General features: G+C 42.5%; 9 protein-coding genes. 4 read left to right on the forward strand and 5 right to left on the reverse strand.

The genetic code is table 11. The annotated features are described in order from the left end of the window. From DWZ82_RS15480 to DWZ82_RS14625, 3 genes are all read left to right on the forward strand, one after another. Window positions 1–288, forward strand: a 288-nt coding sequence (locus DWZ82_RS15480; protein ID WP_207663673.1) for a hypothetical protein, incomplete at its 5' end; no start/stop codon positions are given. A gap of 618 nt (window positions 289–906) precedes the next feature. After that, window positions 907–1,209 carry a hypothetical protein gene (locus DWZ82_RS15020; RefSeq protein ID WP_118647339.1) on the forward strand — a complete coding sequence of 101 codons (303 nt, stop codon included), beginning with the start codon at window positions 907–909 and terminating at the stop codon, window positions 1,207–1,209. A gap of 2,493 nt (window positions 1,210–3,702) precedes the next feature. Beyond that, the gene (locus tag DWZ82_RS14625) at window positions 3,703–3,891 is read left to right on the forward strand and encodes a type II toxin-antitoxin system HicB family antitoxin (protein WP_118481384.1); all 189 of its coding nucleotides are present in this window, start codon (window positions 3,703–3,705) and stop codon (window positions 3,889–3,891) included. 817 nt (window positions 3,892–4,708) lie between these two features. Here the strand turns inward: DWZ82_RS14625 and DWZ82_RS14635 are convergent. The 5 genes from DWZ82_RS14635 to DWZ82_RS15290 all read right to left on the reverse strand — a co-directional run bounded on the left by DWZ82_RS14635 (window position 4,709) and on the right by DWZ82_RS15290 (window position 7,863). Continuing rightward, on the reverse strand, window positions 4,709–5,536 hold the full coding sequence (locus tag DWZ82_RS14635; RefSeq protein ID WP_118358793.1) for a hypothetical protein: 828 nt from the start codon (window positions 5,534–5,536) through the stop codon (window positions 4,709–4,711). 45 nt (window positions 5,537–5,581) lie between these two features. After that, complete coding sequence (locus tag DWZ82_RS14640) at window positions 5,582–5,869, reverse strand: hypothetical protein (protein WP_118358791.1); 288 nt, start codon at window positions 5,867–5,869, stop codon at window positions 5,582–5,584. A 700-nt stretch (window positions 5,870–6,569) separates the two neighbouring features. After that, the gene (locus DWZ82_RS14650; protein WP_118481387.1) at window positions 6,570–7,112 is read right to left on the reverse strand and encodes a hypothetical protein; all 543 of its coding nucleotides are present in this window, start codon (window positions 7,110–7,112) and stop codon (window positions 6,570–6,572) included. A 375-nt stretch (window positions 7,113–7,487) separates the two neighbouring features. Next, window positions 7,488–7,649 (reverse strand): hypothetical protein, encoded by a 162-nt coding sequence (locus DWZ82_RS15285; protein WP_158575307.1) that lies wholly within the window; start codon window positions 7,647–7,649, stop codon window positions 7,488–7,490. Between the two features lie 37 nt (window positions 7,650–7,686). After that, the gene (locus DWZ82_RS15290) at window positions 7,687–7,863 is read right to left on the reverse strand and encodes a hypothetical protein (RefSeq protein ID WP_158575309.1); all 177 of its coding nucleotides are present in this window, start codon (window positions 7,861–7,863) and stop codon (window positions 7,687–7,689) included. A gap of 2,740 nt (window positions 7,864–10,603) precedes the next feature. Between DWZ82_RS15290 and DWZ82_RS14665 the strand changes: the two genes are divergently transcribed. Then, complete coding sequence (locus DWZ82_RS14665) at window positions 10,604–10,870, forward strand: hypothetical protein (RefSeq protein WP_118358787.1); 267 nt, start codon at window positions 10,604–10,606, stop codon at window positions 10,868–10,870. The last annotated feature ends 201 nt before the right edge of the window (window positions 10,871–11,071 follow it).

Here is an 11,071-nt window from a genome sequence, read left to right on the forward strand (position 1 = left end):
TCATTACTGGCACTTTTAACGTGTCATTTATTGATTTTTTATCGTTACGGTATCACTGCTTGTATTCCACACGTTAAAAACCATACAAATGACACGTTAAAACCCCATCGTTCTGGCGTTCCGCATTCAACCGATACCGAGAAACGGTTGGCATTTTCTCCCACCGATAAATGGAACAAATTGCTTTTTGCTGGAATATGGTATAATAATTACAAAGCAATTTTCCCCACATATGTGGGAGTGATTCCACGGAGATGTTACTATGGTTTTGTTAGGCGTAAAAGCTGATGGGCCTTGGCTTCTACACTCCTCTGCTCAATATGAGCAGAGGTTTTCTTTTTGCCCAATCACTCAGGCCGATTATCGTCTACACGACACTGCAGATGAACCTCGCTCAGTTTCCGGTATTCCACCTGCGCAGTATCAAGCATCCGCAACCTAATAGAGACAGTCCGGCATGAACTCTGTTCCATGCCAGCCTCGACCTTCTCCTTCTTCCTGCTCAAAACGAACATATGGGAGATAGACCATTTTTCTCATTTTTCACACCTCTTTTCTCTTTCTTATTTGAAGACTATTTTTGCCCTGGACAAATAAAAAGTGCCCAAACCCTGCATTATACCATACCAATGTCAACCCTGCTAAGTGCAAAATGGAATAGGCTGCAGCGACGTGTAGACGGCGTATGAGGTACGGTACGGGTAAGAGTAAGGGTTCTTTCCGAACCACTTGTCCTCTGCCATACTAGCGATTCTGACGCAAATTTTGTAGTATATCACAGTTCACTTCCCTTTCGCTAATGCAAAAACTGCATAAGTCCGGGTATCGAACAATTGTTTGCTTTTTCACTGGAATATGGTATAATAATTACAAAGCAAATGTTGCGTTCAAAGAAAGAAGGCTATTATGAAATTAGAACATGTAACCATTGACGATATGCTTCGTTCATATCTAAAGTCTAATTTTGCTAACCGCAACACACTGGTCATTTGGCCTTTAAGCATGTGTGATTCCGAAGCTGAAGTTGAGACTATTAAACAAGATCTCTTCGAATTCGGTTATCTTCCGCCGAAGAGCTATTGCCGCAATGGATTCTGGATTATAGAGATGCCCACGCATACGGCATTTGAAATCATCAACCGTCATAGTAAAGGTACACTTGCGATGCGTTGTTATTGCGGCGATGAATGCCTCCATGAAAATATGTGATTGTTTGTTTGTTTGAGACCTCTGTAAAATGAGATACATCCAAACCTACCTCAAAGCCGTGCAGTCGTTTGAGGCCTATGTAAAATTACTCATCTCTAAAGTCTTGTTTCCGTGTGGAGCTGCGTACAGAGTTTGAGACCTATGTAAAATGATTCACCTTCAAAACCGCTGTTGATTTCTTTGGCGGTAGTTCATTGTTTGAGACCTATGTAAAATCAAACGCCTCCAAAATCTATCCTCACTTGCAACGGCATCGGCAATTGTTTGAGACCTATGTAAAATTACTCACACTTAAAAATTCTTTTCGTCCCATACCTCATACATAATTTGAGCCCTCTGTAATACAACATACCAACAAAACTCCTATCATCCTCTTATAGCTTGCCTATAGTTTGAGACCTATGTGAAATCATTTACCTTATTATCACCGTTCAGACCGGTCATTTGAGTCCTATTTTTTACAATCCATGCAAAACAAATGCCTCCAAATCACTCTCAGGGGAAAATATCTCGATAATTGAGACCTATGTAAAACAGGACACCTTCAAACTCTTGCCTGATTAGTCCACATATCTTTCTCTGTTTGAGACCTATGTAAAATCACTCAACTCCAAAACAAAAGGAGGCAATCTGATGACCTTTTTTCTGCTTGAGTCCTATGTAAAATGACTCACCTCCAAACCCATCTCTATCGGCGATGTAACAGACCAGCCGTTTGCCGTGCGCTGGAAGTGCGACTACGTAACGCTTGAGTCCTATATAAAATCACTCACCTCCAAAACCTGTTTTTGCAAATACAGTTTAAGTTTGAGACCTATGTTGAGACTTATGTAAAACCAAAACAAAGGAAAATAGACCGCAAATCAGTAATTTGTTTGAGTCTCGTGTAAAACAAACTATCTCTAAACCACCAACCTATTACAATCCTGTGCCTGCCGTTTGAGACCTATGTAAAACAGGACACCTTCAAACTCTTACCTGATTAGTCCACATATCTTTTCTGTTTGAGATCTATGTAAAACTATCCACCTCCAACCGGATATGAAATATCCGTTCCATCAGGGTTTGAGTCCTATCTTGCATCTAAATCAAAGAGAATAGGGTTTACGATTGCAGTTTGAGACCTATGTAAAACAGCAAACACCTCTATTTCTTCGATTTCCAGACGACTGTTACTGCCCTGTTTGAGTCCTTATGTAAAATCACTTACCTCCAAAACCGACGGCATTCCAACATAGGTTCGCGCTTAATTTGAGACCTATGTAAAATCCGATACCTCTAAACGTGATACAGTCTTCGTTTTGAACGGTCGTGCGTTTGAGACCTATGTAAATTACCTGATTGCGGCTTCCCAGTGACCTGCCTATCTCATAGGGGCGTTAAATTATCGTTTGAGCCTATGTCAAACCTCTTTTATCGGCTATCCTGGTCCGCTACGCGCGTTTGAGTTACTTAACCTTGTAAATTCACAACCATTTTCGCTTATATATAGGAGGCGATTTCTTTGTTTATCATCGGCATTATTGCTGGCCTGTGTCTTTTCGCAACGGTCGTTTGCGTGACCGCTGTTATTGCGGCTGGACAGGCTGATTACAACAAAGCTACTCGGAAAGATTAAGACCTTTCTCTTATATGTAAAAGTCTTTTGGACTGGCTTTTGAGTCCTATGTTAAATTATCTACCCATCGTTTTATCAGTGATCTTTGAGGTTTGAGACTTATGCAAAATTAAATACCTCCAAAACTCTCGCTTATCCCCGCTTTTTGCTCGATATGGTTTGAGACCTATGCAAAACGAAATACCTTCAAACCTCGGGGCTCTGTTTATTTTGCCTTTATAGTTTGAGACCTATGTAAAACGAGATGCTTCCAAGCCTCGGGTTTTTTAGGGTAGAAATTTGAGACCTATGTAAAACGAAATATATCCAAACCGTTCGGTATCAACAACTTGCTTGAAAAGCGGTTTGAGACCTATGTAAAACGAAATACCTCCAAATCAGTTATAAGATTACAGTTTCTGGCGGGTATGTTTGAGATCTATGTAAAACCATACACCTCCAAACCTCGGGTTTTTTTGGGTAGAAATTTGAGACCTATGTAAAACGAAATACCTCCACTCATAGCCGAGATGCGTGCCTTAACCTCGATGAGTTTGAGACCTATGTAAAATCACTTACTTCTAAAACGACATCTGTTGTCGTGATGTCAACTAACTTGTTTGAGACCTATGCAAAATCCTCTACCTTCAAAATCTGCATAAACAAGGAGAACTCTAAATGATAATCCCCCTTAACATTCATGCAGGCGCTTTTTTGCTTTGTTTCGGGCTCGTCCTTCTGCTTGCTGTGTTTCTAATTGAAGACTCGAGCAAATCCTCTCCTGGTTCTTTGACTATGGGATGTTTTCTCACAGGAATGGCAACAACTTTTGTGGGTATTCTTGTTCTGTACCTTATCATATGAACCCGTTTTTATTGCTAAAGGAGCTGTTCTTCATGTTGTATCCCTACGCCATAAGCCGTGAGAGCGTCAATGGGCATCGTGTCTGGATCGCCAAGAGCCTGCATTTGAAAGGCTGTGTCGCCCAAGGAGATACTCGCCTTGAGGCCATCAAAGAGCTGGAGTCCAATGAAATCGCATGGCTTGAAACTGCTAGAATGCTGCATATCCCTCAGTCAAATTAACGTTCACATAATCGAAAATCCCTACTCCATCTATACCCTTGCGGTTAGACGGAGTTTTTTATGCAATTTGTTCTTGTGTTACAAAAACCAGATTTTCGATATTTATAAATGTAGATGGCTAATATGGACCATTGTTACCGGGATAATTTTAAGCCTTTTCCCACACACGTGGGGTGATCCTATCCCATATTTTTTCTACAAGATTTCAAAAAGGAAGTGACCACAATGCAGTTAATACATGAACTTTCATGGTTATGGAAAGGAATAGGTATTATCGCACTTGTAAGTGCCATAGTTCTTATTGCAGCGTTCAAACTGCACAAAGAAGAATACAAAATTGAGATTGCATGCATTATTCTTATCGTAACTATACTGATTGGTATTATTGCTATGATTCTATGCTCTCGGGTTCCGATGCCCATATAAGCAATAGGCATTGCAGATTGTTTTTTATCGTTACGGTATCACTTGTGCACTGCTGGCGTCGATGATGGTGGTGGCGGGGGCGGCTCCTGAGGCATGGGATAAATAAGCGCTACAATGTGCTGTAAGCGTTTCTAATCTTCAGTAATTAAATTTCACATTCGTCCCATTGCCCGTCCTCCTGTCGCATCTGAGGACGGGCAACAGCATTTCATTTTCATTTCTTTATCAAAACCAATGCAAGTCATTGGCGGAAAGCAGCTTCTACTTGAAACTACTTGTAAGTTACTTGAAAGTTGGCTTTCAAGTGTTTGCAACATTTTGCGGTTGCTGGTTTCTTGTTAGCACACATCCTCCTCTGCTCAATATGAGCAGAGGTTTTCTTTTGGCCCGATCACTCAGGCTGATTATCGTCTGCACGCCACTGCAGATGAACCTCGCTCAGTTTTCGGTATTCCACCTGCGCAATATCAAGCATCCGCAACCCAATAAAGACATCATCATCCGGCAGCGTTACGACAGAAGACATCTTACAGCGTCTTGCATCAAAGCTGTCTTCCGGGACATCGCCGCAGAACTCCGGCTTTACGATCACTCGAAAGACCCTGTCTTTGTTCTTCTCTGCAAATCTACTGAACGAACCATACGCATTCCATGTGTAATTGGCTATCCACTCAGCAGCTTCATCGGTATAATATCGTTTCATGTCCTCCTTGCAGCTTGTCAGGCGGATCTCACTGAGTTTGTAGTATTCCAGCGTATCCGTTCCATACAGCTTGCCGTCATCGCTCTCCTGCAGCACCTGAATGCCCAGCAGAGCATCCTTGTTCGCCAGTTCGACCAATGTAGTCAATCGGCCATAAATTGTGCATGAGCAGTCGTATGCTTCTTCATCGAGGTCAACAATACGGAACACCTTCTGCGAATTATTCGCAACGAACTCAGCCAGCGAGCCATAGTTTGTGAACGCATTGTCATCCTGCGGTTCCGGCCAACTCCACTGCTTGATTGGCTCATTGGTACGCACATCAAAGAACTTTGTTTCCGGCTCTCCATTCTCGCATTTCGTTTCGAAGAAGCAGTCCGGCATGAACTCTGTTCCGTGCCAGCCTCGACCTTCTCCTGTTTCTGTATTATACTGCGTAAAGTACCAGCCGGTACCCTCCGCTTCTCCTTCTTCCTGTTCAAAGTGAACATACGGGAGATAGACCATTTTGCTCATTTTATCACCTCCTTTCGCCGTTCATGTTTCATCCGCGTTTTATTCTTATCCCATTAGCGGAACTCTTGCTGCTTCGAAATGCGGATTGATACCCAGACGAATCTCGCTCAGCTTATAATATTCGAGATCATCTTGCTGGTACAGCATGAAATCCTTATCGTTATAGCATTCTGTCCATACATTGAAGCCAATCAGGAAATCTGCGTCCGGCAGCGGCACTACCTCAATGATCGTGCCATACTGCGCAGCATCTTCTCCATCTCGAACGAAATACGCGAAAATTTCATCTTCATGCTCTTTTGCAAAAGCTCTAAAATCATCATAATAAATCATGTACGTTTTCCTTTCCGTTTCTTAAATTCTGTTTTTTTGTTTCTCACATAATCATTTTTATCATTCTTTATCAGGGAATATCTACGTCCTCTGTGAAGCACATTCTAAACTTCACCCTTTTCTGCTCTCAAACGAATAGAACAAATGTTTGCTTTTCTATCAGGATATGGTATAATAATTACAAAGCAAAACCGCTTACATCCTTGTTTGAGAATTCTGCAATTTTTCCGCTTCCAAGTGTGTTCTGGCTGGAAAGTGTAGCATGTGTTTGAGTACCATGTAATTTCACACTCCTCCAAACCCAGGATGATGCTGATGATGTTATGGTACATGTTTGAGAACCATGCAATTTTACTCTTCTTCCAAAGCTCCATTGGGCGCAGCTTGTCCACTGGTTTATTTGAGAACCATGCAATTTTGCCCTTCTCCAAAGCGGAAATAACAATGAAAAAGTTTGAGAATCATGTAATTTTAACTTCTTCTAAACCCTGGGCGGCGCAGCGGTGATATGCTATCGCGTTTGAGTACCATGTGATTTTATCTTCTTCTAAAACCGCGTAAGTAACCAGCCATGCACGCGAGTTTGAGTACCCTGCACATTCGTGATTTTTAACGGCTGTAGGGCTTGAGCACCATGTAATTTTGCTTCCTTACAAAACAGCGGCTCTTTGATTTTCCGATGTTTGAGTACCCTGCAATTTCACACCCTCTCCAAACCGACTCTCGCTATCATTCGAAAAGTAATCCAGTTTGAGTACCATGTAATTTCATCTTCTTCTAAACCTTGTTCATCAAGATAGACAACGCCGTACTCGTTTGAGTACCATGTAATTTCATCTTCCTCTAAACCGTATCGACCCTCTTGTGTCCCAGAGCGATAGTTTGAGTACCATGTAATTTCATCTTCCTCTAAACCGCATCGTCGGTACCGTAACAGAAAACGTGTGTTTGAGTACCATGTAATTTTACCTTCTTCCAAACCAAATTCGTTGTTTCCTGTATATTTCTGTGCGTTTGAGTACCATGTAATTTTATCTTCTTCCAAACCAACGCAAAAAAGAACAAAGCAACACTGACCGTTTGAGTACCCTGTAATTTCATCTTCTTCTAAACCAAATGACATTTCCGATTGATTTTTTCTGCTGTTTGAGAACCCTGCAATTTTATCTTCCTCCAAACCCATTCCCCAATTCAACTGGCCAATAATAATGTTTGAGAACCCTGTAATTTCTTCTACTTTCAAAGCCTCAAAATGTTGCGGTTGAAATATTTGCTTCTGCTCATTGTGAGCACAAGTTTATACTCTCTTGTTATCAGGCTCTTTTGCTTTCCAATCCGGCTCCGGATAATACGATAAGCGCGGTCGCTTTGAGTACCCTGCAATTTTATCTTCTTTCAAACCCTCAAAGCGCTTTTGAGTCAATACATGCATTTGAGAACCCTGTAATTTCTTTCTCTTCCAGAACATACGGTCAACTGTGCATGACCGCCAGCCTGTTTGAGAACCCTGCAATTTCGTCTTGGATTTACCGATGCTTTTCGTGGCTTGGTCTGGTTCTGCGAGTGCGGCTTAACTTCTGCATTGTATGAACATCGTTAGCTTGCGGATTTGCAACTTTCAATCAAAAGCAATCCATGTTTCTGCATTTAAGTGTTCTGCAATTTCTTCCTCTTCCAAAACCGGCCCCTTTCTCGGCCTCTTCGCGCGTGTATTTGAGTGTCCTGTAATTTCTTCCACTTCCAAAGCGTGTTCCGGCTCGAAAGCCAGTTTGAGCATCATGCAATTCCATTTCCCTTCAAATATCGTGCCGGCAACATCAGGGGCTTGAGCACCATGTAATTTTACCTTCTTCCAAACCAAGCGCGAGAATGGCCCGTCCGGCCTCGTAGTTTGAGCACCATGTAATTTTACCTTCTTCCAAGCCTTCAAAACGCTGAATGTTGGATATAATCTTTTCAAAATACTTGAGATTAACCAGTTGTTTGAGTACCATGCAATTTTGCTTCCTTACAACGCTGTGGCTCATCTTGACGTTTGAGAACCCTGCAACTTCACACCTTTCCAAACCGGAAATCCATCGGCACATCGAAAAAATCCGGTTTGAACCCATGTAATTTCACGTCTGCCAAACCCACGGTGCAACATTCGGAACATCTTTTCGAGTTTGAGAACCATGTAATTTTATCTTCTTCTAAACCATTGAGGGGTGTGTGGATTTCTCTATGTCCATTTGAGTACCATGTAATTTATCTTCTTCCAAACCGCCTGCCGAGTGTTACACCTGAGTGTGTGTTTGAGTACCCTGTAATTCTATCTTCTTCCAAATCAGGCGGCCGATATCTTTGACCTGTGTATAGGTTTGAGAACCGTTGAGTACCGTGTAATTTCTTTTCTCAAAAGCTCTTTACCGCCAACCCAACCATACTCAGCCAGTATTCTCTTTTTGTTTGAGTTGATCTGTAATTCCAGCGCATACCGCTGATCTCATTCTTCACTCGTTTGAGCCCCTGTAATTTCCCCCCTTTTAAAACATCCTCATTTACAGATTTACATCTTCATTTATTTGAGAACCTTGCAATTTCTTCTGTTTTCAAAACTACTTTTGCACAAAATCATCTGTCCGGTTTGTTTGAGTACCATGCAATTTCTTCTGCTTTCAAAACGATTAGGCGCGGATAAGAGAACGGCATGATGTTTGAGAACCCTGTAATTCTATTCCCTTCCAAACCGCTCGCTGCCAATAGCTTGTTTGAGTATCATGTCATTGCAATTCGATTTCCTTCCAAATCACCATAGGCTTTGGGTGCGGTCTGTATTCTTGAGAACCCTGTAATTTAGCTTTTTTACTTCTCTTGAGAAAATGAAACAACATTTGATACCATTTTCTGCCCTGCGGTTTCACTTTTTCCAAACCATGTCGGGAACATAAGCGGATACATGTCGAGTTTGAGAGTCCTGTAATTTCTTTCTCTTTCCACAGAAAAGGCAGCAAGTGAAAATTTGGTTTAAGTATCCTGTAATCTTTTCTCCTCTTTTCAATCTTCCGGCGATGTTTGTCATCAACCTCTGCTCAAAGTGAGCACAAGTCTATCTCCTCTTGCGACCAAGCGTTTGTGATTCGAGTTTTCAATTTGGACCCTTTGGGTACCCTTCTTGAGAGCCTTGCAATTTTTTCTCTCTTATTTGAATGGCCTGTAATTTTACTTTCTTCCAACCCAAGGTGGCGACTTAGGAGCGATATTGTACATCGTTTGAGAACCTTGTAACTCCATTTCCTTCCGAACCACTCATTCGGATATCCTCCCAACCCTCGGCGTTTGAGTGCCCTGCATTTCTATTCCCTTTCAAATCGCGTGGACGCCGTTTCCTCATTCGCAAAAGATTTGAGAACCCTGTAATTTTACTCTCCTCCAAAACGCAAGCCAATTATCTATTGCTTTCACGCGGGTTTGAGTTTCCTGTAATTTCTTTCTCTTCCAAACCTTCCGGCGGCGTATGTCTTCTTTATCGCGCGTTTGAGTTTCCTGCGATTTCAGCCGTTTGAGAACCCTGTAACTTTATCTTTTTCCAAACCATAGCTGCTCAGGTGCGAACACACTCGTAAGTTTGAGATCCTTGTAATTTATCTTCTTCCAAACCCTCAAAACGCCGTGGAGCAAAGTATAACATGCGTTTGAGAACTCTGTAATTCTATTCCCCTCAAACCAGTTGGCGAGTCCGGCACACCGCACATCCAGCTTGAGAACCCTGTAATTGCTTCCGCTTTCAAAGCTCGGCTGACTGCTCTCGTCGCGCAAGGGGATTTGAGCACCCTGCAATTTTATCTTCTTCTAACCCAACACATTTCTATCGCAATTGCGATTATAGTTTGAGCACCATGTAATTTTATTTTCTTTCAACCCGGGGTAGGTTCCGCCTCGGCTGCAATCCTGGTTTGAGAACCTTGCAATTTTATCTTCTTCCAAACTGGCTAACTGTTTTCAGCAGCTGGACAAGCGGTTTGAGTACTATGTAATTTTATCTTCTTCTAAACCGGTAGTCCACCTTCTTGGTTTGAGTACCATGTAATTTCTTTCTCGTCCAAACCAGTGCCTCCGCCGATGAGGTTTGAGTATCCTGTAATTCTATCTTCTTCCAACCCGGATCACCTTCCGGAACGAGCAGCTGCGAAGTTTGAGTACCATGTAGCTTTTTCTCCACCAAATCGAGTGGATTGGTAGCAGCACGAGTTTGAGTGCCATGTAATTTTATCTTCTTCTAAACCATCTACGCCACGCGCATATGGTCATGTGACGTTTGAGTACCATGTAATTTTATCTTCTTCCAAACCTCTCGGGAATTAACACGGCCTTCCTGCATTGTTTGAGTACCCTGCAATTCTTTCGCTTCCAAAACATTGCTTTGTTTGCTTCAGATGGCGGCGTCGTTTGAGCATCCTGCAATTTTATTCCCTTCCAAATCGCGAGGACGCCGTTTCCTCATTCGCATAAGATTTGAGAACCCTGTAATTTTCTCCGCCTCCCAAACTTTTCTCGCCGTAACGTGCAGGCATGAAGTGTTTGAGTACCATGTAATTTTATCTTCTTCCAAACCTTTTTTGCCAAAACTCTCACCGGTTCCGGGTTTGAGTACCATGTAATTTTATCTTCTTCCAAAACCTCAAAATGCTGAGGGTTTGGCATTAGCCTCTGCTCAATGTGAGCACAAGTCAACATATAAAGAGGTAACCGCTCATGAACTATCTCTACTATATCGGCTACGCATACACCGTTTATGTTGCCAAACAGAATCCTGTTAAGGGCTTCGGCGAAACCAACATCATCCGCGATCATGAGTTGACAACGGCAGACATCGTTGAACTGCAGCAGTCGCTCGGAAAGAACCTGATCGTAAATAACCATCTTCAGGCCGTTCGTCCCAACATCTGGTCCCCTCCTCAGCCGCCGCAGGCGGATGTTGTGCTGACCAGCGTGACGCTGCTTTCGACAATGCGGGAATAATACCGTCTGAACAACAATGCCTTTCTCGGCGCTTTACAGGCCGGCATTGCCATGCTATACTGTTTACAGTGATTAGTGTCGCAGAAGCCCGTGAGGCCTGTGACCTGAAAGGAAGGCTCTTTAGGGTCTTCCTTTTCTTTTTATCAAGAACTACCCCGATTTACAGGAGTTATCGCCTATGCCCAGCAATATACCATCAAA

This window comes from Butyricicoccus sp. AF35-5AC (assembly GCF_003477715.1).
Classification (GTDB): domain Bacteria; phylum Bacillota; class Clostridia; order Oscillospirales; family Butyricicoccaceae; genus Agathobaculum; species Agathobaculum butyriciproducens.

Coding starts and splice junctions, on each gene's coding strand:
- DWZ82_RS15290 (WP_158575309.1), bottom strand. CDS start 7,863: ATGGTACTCAAACAACTGGTTAATCTCAAGTATTTTGAAAAGATTATA.
- DWZ82_RS14635 (WP_118358793.1), bottom strand. CDS start 5,536: ATGAGCAAAATGGTCTATCTCCCGTATGTTCACTTTGAACAGGAAGAA.
- DWZ82_RS15020 (WP_118647339.1), top strand. CDS start 907: ATGAAATTAGAACATGTAACCATTGACGATATGCTTCGTTCATATCTA.
- DWZ82_RS14640 (WP_118358791.1), bottom strand. CDS start 5,869: ATGATTTATTATGATGATTTTAGAGCTTTTGCAAAAGAGCATGAAGAT.
- DWZ82_RS14625 (WP_118481384.1), top strand. CDS start 3,703: ATGTTGTATCCCTACGCCATAAGCCGTGAGAGCGTCAATGGGCATCGT.
- DWZ82_RS15285 (WP_158575307.1), bottom strand. CDS start 7,649: ATGATGCTCAAACTGGCTTTCGAGCCGGAACACGCTTTGGAAGTGGAA.
- DWZ82_RS14665 (WP_118358787.1), top strand. CDS start 10,604: ATGAACTATCTCTACTATATCGGCTACGCATACACCGTTTATGTTGCC.